This window comes from Pseudoalteromonas sp. NEC-BIFX-2020_002 (assembly GCF_013002825.1).
GTDB lineage: Bacteria > Pseudomonadota > Gammaproteobacteria > Enterobacterales > Alteromonadaceae > Pseudoalteromonas > Pseudoalteromonas neustonica.
In genome coordinates this window covers 138,452-160,668 of record NZ_JABEPJ010000001.1, presented here as the reverse complement: position 1 = coordinate 160,668, position 22,217 = coordinate 138,452, and the positions used below count along the sequence as shown (strand labels likewise).

Annotated in this window: 13 protein-coding genes; 1 reads left to right on the top strand and 12 read right to left on the bottom strand. The window is 38.1% G+C overall.

The features are described from left to right. Positions 1–117 precede the first annotated feature (117 nt). On the bottom strand, positions 118–4,044 hold the full coding sequence (locus tag HJP15_RS00685; RefSeq protein WP_170172827.1) for a response regulator: 3,927 nt from the start codon (positions 4,042–4,044) through the stop codon (positions 118–120). Positions 4,045–4,222: 178 nt separating this feature from the next. Here HJP15_RS00685 and HJP15_RS00680 point away from each other — a divergent pair, with 178 nt between their 5' ends. Further along, entirely contained in the window at positions 4,223–5,344 is a 1,122-nt protein-coding gene (locus HJP15_RS00680; RefSeq protein ID WP_054454664.1) for a response regulator, read from the top strand. Positions 5,345–5,401: 57 nt separating this feature from the next. On the opposite strand, the gene rluF is transcribed toward HJP15_RS00680, so the two are convergent. The 11 genes from rluF to HJP15_RS00625 all read right to left on the bottom strand — a co-directional run bounded on the left by rluF (position 5,402) and on the right by HJP15_RS00625 (position 22,153). Further along, entirely contained in the window at positions 5,402–6,283 is an 882-nt protein-coding gene (gene rluF, locus HJP15_RS00675) for a 23S rRNA pseudouridine(2604) synthase RluF (RefSeq protein WP_170172826.1), read from the bottom strand. A 63-nt stretch (positions 6,284–6,346) separates the two neighbouring features. After that, positions 6,347–7,417 carry an ABC transporter substrate-binding protein gene (locus HJP15_RS00670; protein ID WP_170172825.1) on the bottom strand — a complete coding sequence of 357 codons (1,071 nt, stop codon included), beginning with the start codon at positions 7,415–7,417 and terminating at the stop codon, positions 6,347–6,349. Positions 7,418–7,463: 46 nt separating this feature from the next. Continuing rightward, entirely contained in the window at positions 7,464–8,543 is a 1,080-nt protein-coding gene (locus tag HJP15_RS00665; RefSeq protein ID WP_212760595.1) for a DUF418 domain-containing protein, read from the bottom strand. A 12-nt stretch (positions 8,544–8,555) separates the two neighbouring features. Then, on the bottom strand, positions 8,556–9,767 hold the full coding sequence (locus HJP15_RS00660; protein ID WP_054203795.1) for an EAL and HDOD domain-containing protein: 1,212 nt from the start codon (positions 9,765–9,767) through the stop codon (positions 8,556–8,558). Between the two features lie 113 nt (positions 9,768–9,880). Further along, entirely contained in the window at positions 9,881–11,422 is a 1,542-nt protein-coding gene (locus HJP15_RS00655; RefSeq protein ID WP_170172824.1) for a glycogen synthase, read from the bottom strand. A 320-nt stretch (positions 11,423–11,742) separates the two neighbouring features. Beyond that, on the bottom strand, positions 11,743–13,044 hold the full coding sequence (glgC, locus tag HJP15_RS00650) for a glucose-1-phosphate adenylyltransferase (protein ID WP_054203797.1): 1,302 nt from the start codon (positions 13,042–13,044) through the stop codon (positions 11,743–11,745). A 14-nt stretch (positions 13,045–13,058) separates the two neighbouring features. Beyond that, positions 13,059–15,584, bottom strand: coding sequence for a glycogen/starch/alpha-glucan phosphorylase (locus HJP15_RS00645; RefSeq protein WP_170172823.1), 2,526 nt, complete (start codon positions 15,582–15,584; stop codon positions 13,059–13,061). Next, a complete protein-coding gene (glgX, locus tag HJP15_RS00640; protein WP_170172822.1) occupies positions 15,577–17,634 on the bottom strand; it encodes a glycogen debranching protein GlgX in 2,058 nt (685 codons plus the stop codon). Before glgX ends, HJP15_RS00645 begins: the two co-directional genes overlap by 8 nt. Beyond that, complete coding sequence (gene glgB, locus HJP15_RS00635; RefSeq protein ID WP_170172821.1) at positions 17,618–19,849, bottom strand: 1,4-alpha-glucan branching protein GlgB; 2,232 nt, start codon at positions 19,847–19,849, stop codon at positions 17,618–17,620. Before glgB ends, glgX begins: the two co-directional genes overlap by 17 nt. Then, entirely contained in the window at positions 19,850–21,844 is a 1,995-nt protein-coding gene (gene malQ, locus HJP15_RS00630) for a 4-alpha-glucanotransferase (protein WP_170172820.1), read from the bottom strand. 9 nt (positions 21,845–21,853) lie between these two features. Further along, entirely contained in the window at positions 21,854–22,153 is a 300-nt protein-coding gene (locus HJP15_RS00625; protein ID WP_170172819.1) for an isoamylase early set domain-containing protein, read from the bottom strand. Between the last annotated feature and the right edge of the window lie 64 nt (positions 22,154–22,217).

Sequence of the window (22,217 nt, the reverse complement as noted above, 5' to 3'; positions counted from 1 at the left end):
TGTGAGCCAGTAGAATAACGCAGGAGCAGTTATCGAGCCCACTCGATTCCAAACCTCGCGCCGCGATTAAACCGCCCCTAGATTGAACAAATTTCAATCCACAAAGGTCAACATGCCCTAGGCCAAGCACTGAGTCAAATACATATCTGCTTTAACATATTCAAAACGACTCACCATTTCTTGTAGTTTTTTTATTTGCTGTAGCTCTAGGGTATCACTAACAGATAAGCATTGGACGATTTCACTAGCCTCAGTATCAAAATCTTTAAGCGCTTGCGATAGTTTTTGGATAAGCCCTCCCTGATTATCAACTTCGTTGATTTTTTGCTTACTCGAACTAATTGATTCTATAATTGCTAAACATTGTGGGTTTATTTTCTTAACGTATTCAATAAGACTGTCAATATCATGAGCATCGATCAGGTTAGCTTTTAAGCTTTGTTCTAGGTTCTTCATTTTATCTGCGATCACATAAACAGCTAAGTTCGCAGCGGCACCTTTAATTGCATGCAATAAATTTGACGCTAGCTCATAGTTTTCTATAGTAATTGCCTGTTTAAGGTTTATTAGCTCTTCCACTTGTTGCGATAAAAATTTTGATAGTATGCTGAAATAGGCCAACTCATTACCTGCCGCACGCTCAATTCCTTCATCTAAGTTAACCCCATCTAAATACTTTTCAACTACTTTCGTTTTCGCAATAGATGTCAAGTCAGGCTCAATATAAGTTGGCTCCCTCATCTTTTGTATAGGGGGTTTTGCAACGTGCAGCAAAATTTGTTCAACAAGCATATTTACATCTATTGGTTTTGCTATATGACCATTCATTCCAGCATTTGTGCATCGATTTATATCTTGTTGCATAGCATTTGCTGTCATCGCTAAAATAGGGAGTGCCGTATTTGAAAGTCCCTCTCTGATGATTTTAGTCGCACTGATCCCATCTAATACGGGCATCTGCATATCCATTAAAACAAGGTCATACTTTTCCTTTTCTATTTTCTTTATAGCTTCTTCACCATTATTTGCAATATCAACATGTGCCCCAAAGCTGGTTAAAATCTCATAGGCGATTTCTTGATTTACAGGTTGGTCTTCAGCTAAAAGAAGCTTTATGTTTAAAAGCGCATCATGTGCGTAAGTTTGTTCTTTTAACGGCTGTTCTGATGTATATGTGCCAAAGCATGCAACTAAAGAATCTATTAAATAAGAAGGGTTTATTGGCTTTAATATAATTGCATCTAATAAGCGTTTTTGATCTTCATTTAATTCAAGTTCTCTTCCATACGCTGTTGTTAACATAACCTTTGTATTAGCTAATAAGTCTTCATTCTTAAGTAACTCTATAGCATTCAAACCATCCATTTCTGGCATTTGCCAATCCATGATTAAAAGATCGAAATCATCATTAGCGTGCCTTAACAACTCAATTGCGGCAGTTGCATTATCTCGTCTCGTTATTTGTAATCCGGCATTTACAAGGATACCTTCCAAAACATCTAATGCTTGAGCATTATCATCAACTATCAATACCTGATAATTTGCAAATGATTTGGGTAAAGTACCATTTAATTCACATTCATCTTTTATAGGTAAATTCACATTAAAGTAAAATTCTGATCCCTCACCTAATGTGCTCTCTAAATAAATCTCGCCTCCCATTAGTTTTACTAACTGTTGAGAGATTGTTAATCCTAATCCTGTGCCACCATATTTCCTTGTGATAGATGAGTCAGCTTGGGAAAACGAACTGAACAACCTTTTTTGTTGCTGCCTATCCATACCTATGCCAGTATCTTTGACAGAGAATTTCAATTCAGTATTTTTATCGTCAATTGATTCAGCCACAATCTTAATTGTTACACTTCCTGAATCTGTAAACTTTACCGCATTACCAACTAAGTTGATTAATACTTGGCTTAATCTTAGTGGATCGCCTATAAAACTATTGGGCAAAGAAGGGGGGATATCGAATACCAATTCCAAGTTTTTTTCTTGTGCTTTAATACTGGTAACTGTTGATACTGTTTCTAATAATTTATCCAATCCAAAAGCCGTTTGCTCTATCTCTATTTTTCCTGCTTCTATTTTAGAGTAATCTAGAATGTCATTGATTAATCTTAATAATTGCTTCGCAGCAATGTCTATTTTATTAACATAATTAGCCTGTTTTTCATTTAATTGAGCCCCCATCGCTAAATGTGCCATGCCAATTATCGCATTCATTGGCGTTCGGATTTCATGACTCATATTGGCAAGAAACTCACCTTTTACTTTTGCAGAACGGTCCGCCGTTTCTTTAGCTTCTACAAGATCTCGCTCAAGTTCATTGCGTTTTGTAACGTCTAGAAACATCCCAACAATTCCTGACACAACTCCTTTGTTATCAAAAAATGGAGCTTCATAAATCACTAATTCAACGGGCTGATCATTACCGCTCATTGTCACCATGCTATATTCTACATTCGCTCGATCTTTGATAATTTCATTCGCTTGTTCATTAAATACGGCAGCCGCTTGCTGTTCGAAAATAAAGTCAACCGTGGTGCCAATAACGTCAGCTTCAAATTTATCTATAAAGTTTAAAAAGGCTTTATTAACCCCCATAAAGCACCCTTGCTTATCTCTGTAGTATGTTGGGTTTGGAATCGCATTAATAATATGATGATTAAGCTCTAGCTGTTGTGATAAGGCAACCTCAACTGCATTTTGCTTTTCAATATTGACTCCTAATTTAATTGCAATCGCTAAGTCGTTACATACTTCTTCAAGTGTTTCTATTTGCGCTTTATGGTAAGTAGATGTGGAGGCTATGTAGAGTGCACCTATACATTGTTCACTGACGATTAAAGGCATTAAATGGGCTTCTTGAATTAGGATTTGCTGCCCATTGACAATGATCTTAATTGAATTATTTTCCAAAGCAGTCATCGTCTGAACGTTTTGGTTTTTTAATAACGCCTTTGCTTGTGCACTGCTTTCATCAAAAATAGGGATATGACCTATATATTCATCTAATATTAGGTTATTCCCGTTTACTTTAAATATCGCGCAGCTAGGCGAATTAAAGTTTAGTGAAATAAATTGTAATGACTCTTCGATGATGTCTTTAGGTTTGTGAATTCCACGAATAGCATGATTAAAAGCTTTAATGTGTTTAGATGCACTAATTTTAAAATTTAACTTTTTAAGCGTTAACTCAAATGCACCAATAAGCTCACCCAGCTCCCCTTTAACATCATTTGGTAAAACAATTTGGTGATTATGTAGCTTAATAGATGTAAATACAGCATCGTGGATCCGTTTAATCGGTGAAAAATATCTGCCTTTTAATAACGTATATGAAAAAAGCAGCAGGGCTACTATCCCTCCAAAACACAAAATACCGAGGGCTTTTATTAACTGTAAATGCTCCGCGGCTTTTTTTAAATCTAAGGACTTTCGTGCTTCTATTTCAGCAAGTACACTATTTATTGAAAACATGACTTTACTTTTTTCTTTTATATATACTTCTCCAAACAACAAAAGCCGAGCGTTAGCAACGTTCTCTTGTCCTCCTATTTTAATTAAATCAAACGCTTGCTGCTCAATATCAATCAAAACATTTGAGCTATCCAACGCACTTTTAAAAGCGGCAACTTCATTACGGCGCGCATCATTACTTTGAATTATTTCAAGTAATGATGGCCATGACTTTTGTACAGTACGATGGGGAATTGTACTTTTAGGCGCCAAAGATAAACGTTCCCAATATATGGTCGGGTTTTCAACTGGTGAGGCAAAGCCTGTGCGTATATCAACAACATGATCAAATAACATGCGCCACTTTTCATCCATGGTTATTACGTACATTCTTGCAAACCGTGTTAATGAATCTGAGCTTGTTTTTAATTCAGTCGACATCGCAGTCAATTTTTCTAAAGCAACGAGATTTTTAGTTTGCTTCAAGTTATGCTGAAGAAATAAAACAACAATAAAAACCGACATTAGTAAAAAGGCACAAAACACGATATAGAGGATATTTAATACTTTCTTTGCAGTCATCTCATACGCTCGAATTACTTAATGCTCATATAAAAAATAGTCGTATTAAAAATATAAACAAGCTAAATACACTATAAGCATTTTTTGATGTGTTGCTGATGAAATAATAACTCATATTAAAAAAATAAATATTCTAACTATGGCTATACTTGATGAGATAATGTTAACGGGGTAATAAATGGCTAATATTTTGATTGTAGATGATATTGTGGAAAATTTACATGTTCTCCAATTAATTTTAAAATCTGAAAACCATACTGTTAGAGCTGCCACCAATGCAGCTCTGGCTTTGCAACTCGTTGAAAAAAAACGACCAGATATTATTATTACCGATATAAAAATGCCTGTTATGTCTGGTATAGAGCTATGTCAAACCCTTAAATCCAAAGACGAATCTAAACATATCCCCATTATTTTTGTAAGTGCTCAAACTGACACTGATAACATAGTGCAAGCATTAGAGGCTGGTGGCGTAGATTATTTAACAAAACCATTTCGCCCTGCCGAAATAGTCGCGCGCGTTAGCACTCAGATTAAATTAATTGAAGCTCATAATTTACGTGTAGGCCAAGAGTTATCGCACGCAATTAATCAAATGGTTGTTGGTGTTGCCCATGAAATAAACACACCTTTAGGTACAAGCATTACTGCTGTAACCCATTTAAAGAGCATCATTGAATCGCTTATGTCTAGTTATATGCACAAAACTTTATCCGCAACTCAACTAGAAGCCAAGTTAAAAGATGCAAGTGAAAGCATAACTTTATCTGAGAACAATTTGATGCGTGTAGCTGAGTTCGTTAATTTATTAAAAATGATCTCTAGAGCGAAGGGGCCTAGAAAACTTAAAAATACTAACTTAGAGAGTTTTATTAAAAATATCCTCACTCTATCTCAAGAGCTATACCATGGTCTGACGTTTAATTTACAGTTGAATATCCACCAATCAGATTTTAATCTAGATACTGAGTTATTAGCGCTCGTATTTAATAATTTAATCCAAGACTCTTTTACCCACGCACCACAAGCGGATAAGACACAGATTAATATAATTATTACTGAAAAAAATGATGGATTTGACATTCTCTACTCTGATAATGGTAATGGCTTACAAGGGCTATCGATTGAGCAACTGCTAAAGCCATTCTATACGAGTAAAAGAGGTAATAGTGGGCATGTCGGGCTGAGTGCTCCCATGGTTGCAAGTATTATTTCAGGCCCACTTAATGGTAAATATCAAATAACGAGTTCAAAAAATGGTATTGAATGGGTAATAGAACTCCCCCATCTAAATGCTTAATTAAAAATCACACTAAAAGTAACGCAAGCTGCGTCAATTTTAGTGTTAATTATGTCATTATTTTTTTAAACTGAATGTGCCGGTCACACGTTTTGTACTTGTGCGGGGGGATGTTCTTTTTATAGTACTTTTAGCGACGCTTTGCGTGTTTGTAACTCGTTTTTTAAAGGTTTTTTTATTATCGAAAATCAGGTTATTTTTATTCTCATCAATTGAATGTTCTTGAGTTTTCCCTGAATCCATTATTGAGTTGTTAATCTCTGCCATTTCTAAATCGCTAAGATGGCGCCACTGCCCAACCTTTAAGCCCTTTAAAGTAACATTCATAATTCGAACACGTTTTAGCGTAACAACTTCATACCCTAAATATTCACACATTCGACGAATTTGTCGATTCAAGCCTTGGGTAAGCACTATGGTAAATTGCTGCGCACCTGTTTGAGTTACTTTACATTTTTTAGTAACAGTATCCAAAATTGGTAGGCCACCCGACATTTTACTTACAAATTGTCGATTTAGCGGCTTATCAACGGTAACAACATACTCTTTCTCGTGGTTATTACCCGCTCGAAGAATTTTATTAACGATGTCACCTTCGTTTGTTAAAAAAATCAGACCTTCTGAAGGACGATCTAACCGCCCAATTGGAAATATACGGTCGGGGTAGTTAACTGCTTTGACAATATTACTTTGAATTTTGCGTTCAGTTGTACAGGTGATCCCTACAGGCTTGTTATAAGCTATATAAGCTCGCTTAGGGACCTTTTTTAATGCTTTACCATCAATAAGAACATTATCACTCGCTGAAACTTTAACGCCCATTTCAGGGCGAATGCCATTAACAGTAACACGACCATCTTCAATATATTTATCAGCCTCTCGTCGCGAACAAAAACCGGTATCGCTAATAAATTTATTTAATCGTTTTAAGTCTGTCATGAGCCATATTCATATTAATTTCAAAGGCCGATAGTTTAAACCAGCGATAAAAATATTGCGCGGTTATTTTTCTAGATTAAGGTTATCTTTACGCAGGCTTTTTATATCAAAGCGGTAGCTAAGTTGTTCGTTATCGAGAAGGCGATAGCGGTTAAAATCTACAAAAGACCAATTATTCACATCGATAAGATACTCATATTGATTGATATTGTCTTTTGTGATCACATCAAGATCTATTTCAATATTGGTGTTATTTTTCCAGTAATCGTGGCCGTTTCTTAAATCAACCAATGTTATCAACGCCCAGCCTGCCATCATAAAGTGACCTCCAACACTTGCAGCCAATTTATCCTGCTTTATTAAGCGTAAATTATCTTTTAACCAATCAAAGCCACCCATTGAATAATTTTTCACATTAGAAACCCCTGTGTAAGCTCCCAATGCCATTAAATCAGATGCACTCCAAATTACGTTAGTTTTTGGATACCGTTGAATTAATTTTTTTGTCTTGGTGATAGCTTCAAGTTTTGACCAGCCCGCATAGACTGTTTGGCTTAATTGCAATTTGTTATCAGCTAAATAGGCTTTTAAACCATCGCTTCTTGCATCTGACTCAGTACCATAATGCCCATTTATAGCCACAACGTGAGGCTGGCGACCTTGATTTTTAGAATGAGTGATTAATGCATCAGCCAAACCCCGGCCTGCTTTAAAATTATCATGATAAATTTCACCTAGCCAATTTTTATAACGTGCTTGTGGTTCGCCAATTGATCCCCGTTCATCGCCTGTAATTGTTTGTTCTAGAGTAATAAAATTAACGTTGTACTGCTTAAGCAAATTCATTGATTGCTCAGCCCCACCGGGGTAATTCAGCAATACTACATAGTCAGGCGTAGCGCGATATTGTAAGTATTTATTAAGCTCCGAGAGCTGAATATAACGATTGCCTTCTCCATAGATCACATCCAGGCTTATATTGTTTTGTTTTGCAGCCACCTCTGCAATACTTTGTACTTTCTCCCAAAATGGGTCCCCTTTAACTGAAGGGTTCACAAATAGTACAGAAAAAGGCTCAACAGCACTTAAGTGCAATGAAATACACGATAGAATGATAAATAAATAGCGCTTCATCTATTTCTCCAGTTTATTACTACCTCTGAGAATAGTCCCAAATAAACTAGCTAGCCAATTTACGCCAAATAAACTCCAAGGGCCCTTGGTCAAAGTAACGTCTATAAAGTACACTAAAAACGAGCTGAAATAAGGCAATTGAAGTAGCAATTAACCAATAATCAATTCGATCGAATGTCAGAACCCATTCCGGATAAAGCATTTTAAATAACATCACTAACAAAACACTTTGCATAATATACAAGGTTAAAGCCAACCGCCCAACGGATTGCAAGCCTGTAAGTAGAATCCCTTTCACTGTTACTAATTTAACCACAACATGTATAATAATTAAAGCCATGAACAAAGCTGAGAACCACGTTATAGGTTCTAAGATCGCAATATCGAATGTGCTATTTTGAGATTCTAGTAATATTCTAGTGCAGCTTAAAATCCCGGAACAAAACAGCGAAATGATTAACACTTTTTTAGGTAAACCATTTTCAAACACATTATTTTTGTAAGCATAAATACCAAGCAGCATAAGCCCTGCGGTCATCCATACGGTAATAAAAGGAAGTATCACAAGCATAAAGCCAAACATTGCCATGTTGCTCAAATACACAGAGCTTCCTGATTCACTATACGTATAAAAATGGTCTAAAAACTCAGCTGAATCACGTGTAATAACGATTGGGGGGGATAATAAACCTAATAAAACGGTGATAACTGAACCGAGTAAAAGAAATTGAAAACCACGCTTTAATTGCATGTTACTTTCTGCGTCGAGGTATTTAATTACGACCCAACCTGCGCATGCGTAAATGAATAATATATCACCAGCCCACAGTAAAAAACCGTGAAGTAAACCAAACACGGCGAGTATTTTTAAACGCTTAGTTAAACGTGATAAATCATTATTTCGTTGCCATTGAATATATAACCCAACCCCAAAAAGAATACAAAATAGGCTCCGAAAACGTCCATCGACAAATAAGAGACTGCTCAATTTAATAACATGATCTGAAAACGGAGGTGACGCTGAAGCAACATAGCCAAATTCAAATAGCCCGAATGAATATGCATTCATATACATTAAGCCAAGCACAGCAATGCCGCGAATAACATCTATACTGTGATTTCGCATTGTTAAATCCTTTTAATTATATTTATGGTTGTTAGACCATTCTAAAGCATTTTTATATAAACTTGGCAGTATATCACTTGGGATATTTAATAATATTACGGCTTGCTCTAGCGCCCACCAGCTTCCAGATTCATATGCTTTAACAATTTCGAGGATATAATAAAGATTATTCTTTTCTTCCATTAACGCCGACTTGATTATGTCAGGGAAAGGTAAACGTAAAAGCAACTGATCCATCGGCCTATCTAATATGGCATCCAACAATGAAAATAACCCTGTTAAGAATGCACTATTCGCATTGGCTGGTGCCACTTTTTTTGCTATCAATTCACAAAATCGCGCTCGAATGATGCACATTTTAATTAATTCATTTGGCTTACTTTGTGCTACATGGGCCGTCACTAAAAGACTGATAAACTTTTTGATATGATCATGACCCAGATACACCAATGCTTGCTTTAATGATTCTATTTCTTTTTGAACCGGGAACACCCCACTGTTTATCAACCGTAATAATTTGAAAGCAAGGGCAGTATCGAGCTGAAAAAGAGCTGCTATCGCATTAATATCAGGATTCTCTTTCATCGCTTGAGCATAGATAGACAATGCCAGCGCATGGTTCATATCTATATCTTTTTGTTGAATCAACAGTGGTTTAGCAAAAAAATACCCTTGAAAATAGTCGAATCCCATTGCATGAGCGACTTTAAAATCAGCAAGCGTTTCTATTTTCTCTGCTAATAGTTTTAAATTTTTGTATTTTTTAAAGCGCACTATAAGCGATTCGATTTGGTTTAGAGGAGTGATTTGAATATCAAACTTTATCAACTTAACAAATTTCAAAAATCGATCCCATTTAGGATCATAGATAAAATCATCTAAAGCTAATGTAAACTCTTTTTTAAACAACTCTTTACATAATTGATAGTTTTCTTCTGTCGGCTCTATAGTTTCTAATAATTCAAGCACAACGTCTTGGGGGGGTAAAAAGCTGCACAAATCCATTTTTAATGAATCTGGGCCTATATTAATAAGCGCTTTCTTACCACATGTAATATGGCGAGTGCCGAAGTTTAGTTGATTTTCTACAATTAATTTGGCTGTAGCTACACTTTCGTCAATATTAGGAAAGCAATTATTAATGCTATTACGAAATAATAACTCGTAGGCAACCACAGACTGCCGACGATTAAAAATTGCTTGCCTTGCTACAAATACTTCCACTAGTCAGCCTTTTACAGTATTTTTTATTAATCAAGCCTATAAACCAATAAAAAAAGACTAGGCCACCTTGAAATATAAACACATTATAACTAGAAAGGTGGCAAATTGCAGTACTAACAATAAAGTTTACTAATGTACTCCTGAGCGACTTTCGACCATGTAAAGCGAGCTGCCCTCGCTTGTTGCACTATATTCTGCCATTGCTTTGGCTTGTGGGCTCGTAAATTAAGGGTATCTGAAAAGCAATCAATCAAGCCTTCACATTGTGTTTCAAGTGAGTTACCAGTAAAACTGAAACCCGTTTCTAAGTGATTTATCGTATCTTTAAGGCCGCCAACGCCATGAACTAAACAGGGTTGCCCAGCACGCATAGCTAACATTTGACTAATTCCACATGGCTCGAATGAACTTGGCATTAAGAATAGATCGCCAAGCTCATAAAGGTCCTCCCCCACTTTATGTCCATACCCTTTAAGGAACAGCAAATTACAATTGCGAGCCATGGCTTCTGTCATTATCTGCTCTAATTTTTCATCCCCAGAGCCTAAAATAATCATATTGCCTTGGTGCTGTGCTAATTTTTCACAAAGATGATCAATTACATATTTATTTTGATAGGTTTGGTGTAATAACAATACCTTTTGATCAGTCAATCGGCCTACACTGGTGATCAAAGGTCCATTATTTTTTTGTTTTTGAAAGCCTATTAATCGTTGGTGAGCAATATAAAAACTACTAACTAATGTAGTTTTTTGAGCGATCCAACCAAATAGAGTTGACTCTATTTCTTCATATAAGTCAGTTAATTGAAGTGTTGAATTTACTTCATGAGTTGGGTACTCACAGCCATTTAAAATACCAACGACTTTATTTTCTTCTGCTCCCTTTTGTAAATCTTTCTCAAGGCCTTCACCACCGAAGAAACCATTTTCAGGTGAACTTGCAGCTAAAACTTCCAGCGCATAAGTGGGTGATACTAAATGTACTTTATCTGCAAGATTAATCGCGGTACGCATTGGATTAAAACAATGCGGGTACCTAGGATCACACAATAAATGGCCGTCATAACTTAATGATGGAAACCAAGCTTCAAGGCTCGAATCATCGCCTTTAAAAGGTCGGATCCCCTGTAAAGCTATATTATGTACTGTAAACACTGTTTTTAATTGTGAAAATGCAGTAAAACGATGATCAAACTTTAGCAATAATGCCGCGCAGGCACTATGCCAATCATGTAGGTGCAACACGTCAGGGCGTATAAATATACCTTGTAATAATGCTTCACAAACGCCAGCATTAAACAGTGCAAACTTAGTTGCATCTGTAGCGAATGGCCTACCAGGTTCGTCATTGCAATATACCGCGCCATTATGCTGACTAAAATAAGGGTGAGACAAAATTAATTGCCTTACCCCATTATCAACTGAGTTAATTTCCCATGCATGTATTTCATGAATGTAGCCTGCAAATGGCACATATAATAATCCAAGATGCTCTTTGCTCAATACGCTAAAACCATAATCAGGTATAACAACATCAACTGTTTGCCCTCTTTGTGCTAATGCTTTTGGACTATCTCTAATCACATCAGCAACACCGCCGACTTTAGCATTTGGTAACGTGTCATTTTCGGCTGCAACCATTAATACATGCATATTTTCTTTATTTCCTACAACTGGTTTATTAGGGTCTTTTGACCTTTCAGGATTAAAACTCGTTCAATCTAGAGGCGATTTAATCGAGCGGGCTAAGTAAAATCGAGCAAAGCTTGTGCGCCCTACTCACGCCCCTTACCTACATCCGTGTAGGTAACAAAGAGTTAATCGCCCCTAGGAAGAACCCTTTGGGCAGCGCATGTTTGGCATTTATACTGCGTTATCGCCGATTTATGGGGAACAACCACACTACATAGGCTCTGCCTTGCCTAAATACCAAACATACTGCTGCAAAATCAATCACGAAAGGTCAACACGCCCTAGGCTAATTGCTTTTTATCACGCTCTTGGCGCTCAAGTTTTTTTGCAAGCTCAGTGAGCATATCACGGGTAACTAGTACAATACCCTTTTTAGATACTCTAAAACCATTTTCTTCATCTGCTTTACGGTCAAAACCAATCTCAACCCCTGCTGGGATCTCGCACCCGCGATCTATTATGGCACGGCGAATACGACAGTTTCGCTGTATGATGGCACCTGGCAATATAACCGACTCTTCAATTTCACAATATGAACGTATATGTACATTTGAGAACAGCAGTGATTTTCGCACAACCGAGCCCGAGATGATGCACCCGCCCGAAACGGTAGAATCAACGGCCATACCACGACGCTCATCATTATCAAAAATGAATTTTGCAGGAGGTAGTTGCTCTTGGTATGTCCAAATTGGCCATGTAGGGTCATATAAGTCTAGCTGAGGCTCTGGCATTACAAGCTCCATATTTGCTTCCCAAAATGAATCAAGGGTGCCCACATCACGCCAGTAAGGTTGACCTTCATGGCCTGGATCTCTAAATGGAAAGGCAAATACATTATGCTCCTCAATAATAGCAGGGATAATATCGTGGCCAAAATCACGTCCAGACCCTTCATTTTCAGCATCTTTTTTCAATTGCTCAAATAAAAACTCGGTATTAAATACATAATTCCCCATTGATGCTAAACATGTACCCGGTTTGCCTGGAATTGAACTTGGTGCCGCTGGTTTTTCATCGAAGCGACGAACACGCTTTTCTTCATCTACCGTCATAACGCCGAATGTGTCTGCAGCTTCTTCACAAGGAACTTCAATACAACATACCGTCATATCCGCGCCAGTTTCCAAATGCTTTGCTAATAAACCACCGTAATCCATGCGGTATACATGATCCCCAGATAAAATCATGACATACTTTGGTAACTCATGGCGGATAATATCCATGTTTTGAAAAACGGCATCCGCAGTACCACAATACCATTCGTCACCATAACGCTGTGATGCTGGTAAAATTTCAACAGACTCACCAAGCTCTTTTTTGAAGTGTCCCCACGCGCGATTAACATGACGGATCAACGAGTGTGACTTATATTGCGTCGCAATGCCCACACGTCGTATACCCGAGTTAATACAATTAGACAGTGGAAAATCGATGATTCGATGCTTGCCACCAAAATAAACGGCTGGCTTGGCCCGCCAGTTTGTTAACTCATGCAGGCGTGAACCTCTGCCGCCCGCCAGAATTAGTGCATAAGTTTCCCTTGTTAAACTACTAATATAGCGATTTGCATAACTTGGCATAATTTATCTCCGTATTAATCTAAGCTGTTACTAGCGGCTTGATTGGCCGAACTAGTTGTTGTTAATGCTTCTAGATGCCAAATATCATTACTGTATTGGCTTATCGTTCTATCACTTGAGAAAACACCACTGGCTGCCGTATTTAAAATACTCATCTGTGTCCAATGCTGTTGATCTAAGTAGGCGTGCTCAACGGCACGTTGGGCGTGTACAAAGCTCTCAAAATCATGCGCTACAAGCCATGGATCATGAGGGCTTTTAATTGCATTTATAATGTCGTCAAATAATCCTGGCTCAAATAAATTGAAGTGGCCACTTTCTAGCAACTGCATTACATTAAGTAAATCAGGGGTATTATGAATTAAATGTAACGGATTATAACTTTGCTTAATACCGTCAATTTGTTCAGTTTGTGCGCCAAACAAGAAGAAATTATCAGCGCCAACAGCATCTCGAATTTCAATATTTGCACCGTCTAACGTACCAATTGTCAATGCACCATTCATCATAAATTTCATGTTACCAGTGCCCGAAGCTTCTTTTCCGGCAGTTGATATCTGTTCAGAAAGATCGGTTGCAGGACAAATAGTTTCCATGGCTGTGACGTTATAATTTGGTAAAAAGGCAACTCTTAAAAATGGCTTAGCAAGCGGGTCTTTATTTATTACATCAGCGACATTATTGATAAGTTTGATAATCCGCTTTGCCATGTAATACCCTGGTGCTGCTTTACCACCAAGTAGTACACAGCGAGGCACTAAATTAGCAGTATCACCACGGCGAATGCGGTCATAAAGGTGAATTACATGGAGGACATTAAGTAGTTGGCGTTTGTATTCGTGAATACGTTTTACATGCACATCAAACATCATACTCGTATCGAACTCAACACCGCATCGCTCTTTAACTAAATCAACTAAGCGCTGCTTATTTTCAAGCTTAACTGCTTGCCATTGTTGGTGAAATTTAGCGTCATCAAAATAACGACGTAACTGACTGATTTGTGAAAAATCACCCACCCAATTATCTCCTATTTTTTCGCCAATTAGTTTGGTTAATTTAGGGTTACAATGGGCAAGCCAGCGCCTAGGTGTGACACCGTTTGTTTTATTGTTGAATTTTTCTGGCCATAACTCATAAAATGTTTTAAACAGCCCTTCTTTTAATAGTTCTGTGTGAAGTGCTGCAACACCATTGACAGAAAAGCTACCAACAATCGCTAAATAAGCCATACGAACCTGTGGCTCAGGACCTTCTTCAATTAAAGAAAGTGCTTGTTGTTTTACCACATCCCCTGGCCACGCAAGCGCAACGTGAGCAAGAAAGCGTGCGTTAATTTCATAAATAATTTCTAAAATGCGTGGTAATAAACGTGCAAATAGTGACACCGACCATTTTTCAAGTGCTTCTGGTAGTAATGTATGATTTGTATATGCCATTGTTTTGGTTGTTATTTCCCAAGCATCGTCCCAATCTAGATCAAAATCATCAATTAACAGCCTCATTAATTCAGCTACGGCTATACTTGGGTGAGTGTCGTTGAGTTGGAAAACATGAAAGTCTGCAAAGTCACTAAAATCTTCACCGTGTTGTGAAACCCATACACCGATGATATCTTGCAAGCTGGCTGACGATAAAAAGTACTGCTGCCTTAAGCGTAATTCTTTACCATTTTCACTGGTATCATTGGGATACAATACCATCGTAATTTGTTCAGCAAGATTTTTGTGAGCAACCGCTTCCGAATAACTACCCGCATTAAATTCGCTTAAATCAAATTCATCCGTGGCTTCGGACTTCCATAATCTTAATGTGTTAACTATGTTATTTTTATAACCAGGAATTGGTACATCATAAGGGACAGCGAGTACATCATGTGTGTCTAGCCATTGACGATGAACACGTCCTTTTTTATCAGTATAGCTCTCTACGTGACCAAAAAATTTAATTCGTTTAGCTTGTTCTGGCGCGCTGAGTTCCCATGGATGCCCTTCACGTAACCAATTATCTGGTTGTTCAATTTGATGACCATTTTCAATTGATTGGTTAAACATGCCGTATTCGTAACGAATACCATAACCCGTTACAGGTAAAGCAAGGCTTGCACAGCTATCTAAAAAACATGCAGCTAAACGCCCTAAGCCGCCATTTCCTAGGCCAGCGTCATGCTCGGCTTCTGCCACATCTTCTATTTTGGCACAGTACTGATTGAGCGCATCCTTAACCTGATCATCTAAATCTAAATTTAGAATTGCATTACCAAGCGCACGGCCCATCAAAAACTCTAATGAGATATAAGCTGTTTTACGACGTTTTTCGCTATTCATTTGTTGCTTCGTTGCTCTGCAACGAGCTACTAAACGATCACGAATTGTCAATGCTAACGCATTATATAAATATAGTTGAGATTTACCGACTCGATCACGCCCTAAGGTATAGTAAAAATGGCGTGATAAATCATCTTCAAGCGTACTTTCATCAATTAAAGGAGCATCTTGCCATCCTTTAGCTACACACATTTGTTCACCATTATTAGCCATGACATTCGTCCTCTAAATTGGCTGTAAAAACCCAGCTGCTTTGTGCAGCAACCTCAAATTCATCCGTACTTTTGATCATTGCTTGATCAACACTCGATATCGCTAAACTCCATGTAGATAACCCATTACTCACGGGTAATTGGCATTTGACCTTCACTTTACTGGCATTCAATATAATGAGTAGTGCTGTTTTGGCCTGTAAATCCCGCAGGCTATACATTAAAAATTGCTTAGAGCCATCATGCCAATCACTTTCTTCCATCGTTTTACTTTCTTCAGAATACCAATCAACGCAAAATCGATTATCGCTGTCATGCAAAAACACACTGTGCTTAAAAACATTATGCTCTTTACGTATACTCAACACGTCGTCAATAAAACGGGTTAAACTGTGTTGACGTTGAGAGTCTTTCCAAGCTAACCAGCTGGTACGATTGTTCTGGCAGTATGCATTGTTATTACCGCCCTGCGAGTGACCCATTTCGCTGCCGGCCGACAGCATAGGAACGCCTTTAGAAAGTAATAATGTAAGAAGTAGGTTCTTTTGTTGCTGTAAGCGTAATTTGGTAATTTCTACATCATCAGTGAACCCTTCAAAACCACAATTAAACGAATAATTTGCACTATGACCATCACGGTTTTGTTCACCATTAGCTTCGTTATGTTTTTGCTCATAGCTAACGAGATCTGTTAATGTAAAGCCGTCGTGGCTAGTTATAAAGTTAATACTATTTAACGGGCCTCGTAGATTATGTTCAAACAAGTCAAATGAACCATGCAAACGCTTTGCAAGCTCAGGTAACATATTGCCTTCACCTTGCCAAAATCGTCTGACAACATCTCGATATTTATCGTTCCATTCACGCCAAGGAGCAGGAAATGCACCAAGCTGATAACCACCGGGCCCTATGTCCCAAGGCTCTGCGATAAGCTTTACTTGGCTTAAAACAGGATCTTGGTTTATTGCTTGTAAAAAGCTATGTGTTTGACTAAAACCATGAGGAGTACGCCCTAGAATAGTGGCTAAATCAAATCTAAAACCATCAACCCCCATCACTTCAACCCAATAACGCAGACTGTCTAGCACCATTTTCAAAGTATAGGGGTCATCTATATTCAACGTATTACCACAACCGGTATCGTTAATATAAACTTCTGGGTTGTTATTAATTGAACGATAATAACCGAGGTTATTTAACCCACGCCAAGACAAAATTGGACCATCACTGCCTGCTTCTGCGGTATGGTTGTATACAACATCTAAAATAACTTCAATATCTGCTTCATGTAGCTTAGTTACCATTTGCTGAAACTCTGCTACTTCGCCATTTACTAAGTAATCTTTATGCGGGGTAAAAAAATTTAAAGAGTTATAACCCCAATAGTTTTGCAAACCTTTCGCTGTTAAAAATTGTTCACTGATAAAACTATGAACAGGTAAAAGCTCTAATGTTGTTACCCCTAGCTTTCGTAAGTGTTCTATAAAACTTGCATGACTCAAGCCCAAATATGTACCTTGGAGCTGACTTGGAATTGATGGATGTCGAGCTGTCGCGCCTTTTACATGACATTCATAAATAACGGTTTTACTCCAGTCATGCGCGGGCTTTTTACCTTTATAAGGCTGTAATTCAGTGACTTTAGATTTAGGCATGTCAATTGCGTTGTTTACTGCACTGAATGTTCCAATAGGCATTTGACCATAATGACGCTCACTCCATGTAAACTCACCAAATAAATCTTTTGCGTAGGGGTCTATCAATAATTTTTGGCTATTAAAGAATAAGCCTTTTTTAGGCTGATAATCGCCTTCAGCTCGATAGCCGTATAACGTACCTGGCGCGAGTGGACTGATATATAAGCTCCAAATTCCACCTTCATTATTATTCATCGCCAATTTCAGTACTTCGGTATGCCCACTTGCATCAAACAAACATACATATAATTGCTTAGCAAAAGGTGCATTAACAGCAAAATTAACACCCGAGTCAACGACGTTTGCCCCCAACGGAGAAATATGACCTTGGTTTAACTCAATTGATAGGCTCATCAGACACCTTTTTTAAATAAATTGTCGCAAGCGCAGGCAAAGACAATTTAATACTATGTTGATGGCCATGACTTGCAGTCGCAACAGTACTTATTACTTGCTCCGTTAATGCTACAACATGCGCTCCTGAACCAAATAACGCTTCCTCATCTGTATTTAAAATAACCTTAAACTCACCGCCACTTGGCACACCAATACAATAATCATGATAAACCGTGGGTGTTAGGTTACTGATCACGACAACATAATCGCTGGCTTTTTTAGCGAATCGAATAAAACTAAAAATACTTTGCTGTGCATTTTGGCTATCAATCCAACTAAAACCCCTTGGATCATTATCTAATTGATGTAGCGCTGGTTCAGAGGTATATACTTTGTTAAGTTGACTAATCGTACGCTGTACACCTTGATGCGAGATGTGTTCCAATAAATGCCAATCGAGTGATTGATCGTGGTTCCATTCACTGCGCTGAGCTATTTCCCCCCCCATAAACAATAGCTTTTTACCTGGATGCGCCCACATAAATGCATAATAAGCACGTAAGTTTGCAAACTTTTGCCAATCATCTCCGGGCATCTTTTCGAGTAATGAGCCTTTACCATGTACCACTTCATCGTGGCTCAAAGGTAAAACATAATTTTCACTAAAGGCATACACCATTGAAAAAGTTAATTCATGATGATGATGCTGGCGATACAAAGGATCACGTTGCATATAATGCAAACTGTCATTCATCCAACCCATATTCCATTTATAACCAAAACCTAAGCCATCTTGATCTACTTGACGTGTAACTCCTGGCCACGCTGTTGACTCTTCAGCAACCATCATGATGCCAGGGTTATTGGCATAACTACGTAGATTAACTTGCTTTAGGCATTCAATCGCACCTAAATTCTCACGACCACCATAGCAATTTGGGATCCATTGACCTTCTTTACGGCTGTAATCTAGGTAGAGCATCGACGCTACCGCATCAACACGTAAGCCATCAATCGCAAACTCTTCAAGCCAATACATTGCATTAGCAACTAAAAAACTACGAATTTCAGGACGATCATAGTTATAGATGTATGTATTCCAATCTGGGTGAAAACCCTGGCGCGCGTCAGCATGTTCAAATAAATGCGTGCCATCAAAACAATGTAGGCCATGCGGATCACCTGGGAAATGACCGGGAACCCAGTCAATAAGCAAACCAATATTTTTTAAGTGGCATTGCTCTACAAAATATCTAAAATCATCCAAACCGCCAAATCGACTCGTCGGTGCAAATAAACCAACCGGCTGGTATCCCCAAGAACCATCAAATGGGAATTCGCTAATTGGCATTAATTGAATATGCGTGAAGCCTTGCTCAATTACATACCCAATTAAGCGCTGTGCTAATTCTCGATAATTTAAGTAACGATCCCCAGCCTCTCGCTGCCATGAGCCCAAGTGGACTTCATAAATACTAATGGGTGCATCTATTGCATTTCGCTTGACCCTTTGCGCTTGCATTTCTTTAGTCAACGCTATAGCAGTTGGACGAATTTGTAATACTGATGCTGTCCCTGGCGCTTGTTGCATTTTAAAAGCAAATGGATCAGCTTTTTCAAGCACCTCACCACTTAACGTCGTAATTGCAAATTTGTAGCACTGACCTTGTGTTAATTCAGGAATAAATAGATCCCACACACCCGATGCTGGATGAAAACGCATAAAATGCTGGCTTTTTTGCCAGTGGTTAAATTCACCAATAACAGAAACACTACTCGCATTTGGTGCCCACACGCTAAAACGCACCCCTTGTTTACCTGATAATTCAATAAAATGAGCACCAAGGTGTCGATATGCGTGCTCTAATGTCCCTTCATTAAATAAGTACATCGCGCTATCATCAAGGCTACTTTCGAAGCTGTAAACGTCATCGCAAATAATTTCGTATTCACCATAATCAACCACAAATTGATAAGTGCCCATATCTTTACTATTGACATGTGCTATGAATAAATCTGACTCAGAGTATCGTGCGCACTCTAATCTTTGCTCACCAAGCTTTAAACTTACTTTACCAGCGCCTGGCATGTAACAACGTACTTCACTTTTTGTTTCAGAAATTGAATGCGTTCCTAAAAAGCTAAATGGGTCTTTAAAACAACCACGCTGTAATGCATTAACTTGCGGGCCATAGTGCTGCAACGTCGATTGTTTACGAACAATACTGTTCATTTAATTAGTCCTTATGGAATTAATAGCACGCAGGAATTCACGATGACGATCGAAAATGCTTTCACTTGAATAAGTGAGCACTCTACGCCAATTAGGGTATTCCTTATCTGTCCCTGGGATATTTACAGGTAGGGTTTGCTCATCTAAATCGTCTAGTTGGATAGTAAATAAACGTGCGGGTGAATGAGCTAAACTTAATGTTAGCGCCTGATAAACATCACTCACTGGGCTTTGTAAACACAGTGATTTTCCACAGTTTGCCAAGAAACGTAATAATCGCTGCCTTTCTAAGTCTCTTGCTTGTTGTTGTTGAATTAATTGCGATTCATCAATTAATTCATAGTCATATTTTAAACTCAGATCACAGCCTTGCCACCAGCCAAAAAAAGGCGGTACATCATGATTTGCAACCATCAATAATGATTGCGCTGAAAAAGAACTAACAGGTAAAAATTCACCGTCACAATCCTTTTCAAAGTAAAATAAGCCATTTGAGAAGATTGCTTTGTCAGCTAATGCAGCTTTGACTTCAGGCGGTACGACACCCAAATCTTCACCAATTACAATACATTGATTTAAATGAGATTCAATGGTTAAAACAGCCAGCAAATGTTCAAATGGATAATAAACATAACAGCCATCTTGCTGGTATTGGTTGTTAAAACACCACCATAAACGACGAATAGCCATTACATGGTCAATCCGTAAGCCTCCCACGTTTTCCATATTGGCGCGGATCAATGCTCGATAATAAGCAAAGTTATTATCGCTAATCTTAATCGGGTTAAGTGCTGGTAGCCCCCAATTTTGACCTTGTTCAGCCCAAGGGTCTGGTGGCGCGCCAACATAAGCAGAATCTGTAAATAAGTGTTGCTGATTAAGATACTCACTACCATCACCAGCACAGCCAACAGCTAAATCATTAATTAAACCTATACTCATGCCACTTTCACGCGCAACCACTTGGCACTGCTTTAATTGTAGGTGGGCCTGCCACTGAAGATAGCTCGCAAACTCAAGATCATCCACTTTCAAAGTCGCGAGTGTTTCGCTATGTTGCAGACAAAAATCTGCAAATAACTGCTTACGGACACGACTTCCAGATTGACAAAAACCTTGATACAGCAACTTAAAAACAGCATATTTAAAATAATTTACAGCTGTGTAATCAATATATTGCGCCTGCTGATTAGTAACTTTAAAATCCAGAATATCTGCATTTTTCATAAAAATCGCAACTGATTCATTATCAAGATAATCTTCACATGACTCAACAGCAATATAAAGCGGGTTTAATAATGCTCGGCTATTTGGACTATAAGGGCTTGCTCGTTCTGGCTGTTCACAAAACAGTAAGTGCAATGGGTTTAATAGGATGTAATCGAGCTGGTGTGTTGCAGCTTGCTTCACTAAATCAAGCAAATCAGTAAAATCGCCTATTCCTAATCCCGCTTTATTTTTTAAACTGTAAAGTTGGATTGAAAGCCCGCTTTGTTTTTTTTCTGTTACTTGGTAACTGTGCTTTGGTGTTACCCACAATTGGGTCACTCCAGATATTTCAGCAACGTCAACACGAACATGGTGATAACCGATTGGCAGTTTAGGTAATGGACAAGCAAGTTCTAAATATTTAATACCGTTAAATATATAATCGCCAGTACACATTAAATCAGCCAAACAGACATTAATATTTTCTAGTTCAAGTTCCATGAATGAAATAACACAATGTTGCGCCAATAAACGTTGATCAATACGTATTTTGAATATTGGTTTCTCTTCGCAGACAATGCTGCAATTAGGCACTAGTTGCAGCCATTTATTTGCATCTAAGGTGACATTTAAATGTTCAACTTCAGCATTATTTGTAATATCAATCCCACAGCAACTTAATGCCGCACCGCGAGTTTCGTCACTAAAAATAACGTGTTCACCAGTGTACTTTGTATACTCATACCCAATTCCATGCAGGTAAAAAAGCTGCGAAAGTGACTCCATAATCGCGCCTTATATACGTTGTGTATTAACTATACTATTTTCTGTTCCGAAGCTATTTGCAATGTAACCATCAGCTTGATGATCATTGTCCCAAATGCAGCCATTTACTAAATATCTAAAGTGGAACTGTTGATCACTTGGTAATCGTTGTTTGAATTTAAAACAGCGCCCTTTCTTGTTGAACTTCATATTAACGGGTTGCCAATTAGTAAACTCAGCAACAAGTTGAACTTCTTCAGCTTCCGGGTGCTGAAATTCAAATGTCACTTCAGCTTCATTTTTGGTTTTAAAAAATCGTTTGCTTAACATAGCGGGCTCCAACTAAACCTTTTGGTTAATTAATCCTTGCCACCGTGCTGTGTTCAACTACTCA

Bases quoted from the DNA above. Each gene is read 5' to 3' on its own strand.
- HJP15_RS00685 (WP_170172827.1), bottom strand. From the start codon at position 4,044: ATGACTGCAAAGAAAGTATTAAATATCCTCTATATCGTGTTTTGTGCC.
- HJP15_RS00680 (WP_054454664.1), top strand. From the start codon at position 4,223: ATGGCTAATATTTTGATTGTAGATGATATTGTGGAAAATTTACATGTT.
- rluF (WP_170172826.1), bottom strand. From the start codon at position 6,283: ATGACAGACTTAAAACGATTAAATAAATTTATTAGCGATACCGGTTTT.
- HJP15_RS00670 (WP_170172825.1), bottom strand. From the start codon at position 7,417: ATGAAGCGCTATTTATTTATCATTCTATCGTGTATTTCATTGCACTTA.
- HJP15_RS00665 (WP_212760595.1), bottom strand. From the start codon at position 8,543: ATGCGAAATCACAGTATAGATGTTATTCGCGGCATTGCTGTGCTTGGC.
- HJP15_RS00655 (WP_170172824.1), bottom strand. From the start codon at position 11,422: ATGCATGTATTAATGGTTGCAGCCGAAAATGACACGTTACCAAATGCT.
- glgC (WP_054203797.1), bottom strand. From the start codon at position 13,044: ATGCCAAGTTATGCAAATCGCTATATTAGTAGTTTAACAAGGGAAACT.
- HJP15_RS00645 (WP_170172823.1), bottom strand. From the start codon at position 15,584: ATGGCTAATAATGGTGAACAAATGTGTGTAGCTAAAGGATGGCAAGAT.
- glgX (WP_170172822.1), bottom strand. From the start codon at position 17,634: ATGAGCCTATCAATTGAGTTAAACCAAGGTCATATTTCTCCGTTGGGG.
- glgB (WP_170172821.1), bottom strand. From the start codon at position 19,849: ATGAACAGTATTGTTCGTAAACAATCGACGTTGCAGCACTATGGCCCG.
- malQ (WP_170172820.1), bottom strand. From the start codon at position 21,844: ATGGAGTCACTTTCGCAGCTTTTTTACCTGCATGGAATTGGGTATGAG.
- HJP15_RS00625 (WP_170172819.1), bottom strand. From the start codon at position 22,153: ATGTTAAGCAAACGATTTTTTAAAACCAAAAATGAAGCTGAAGTGACA.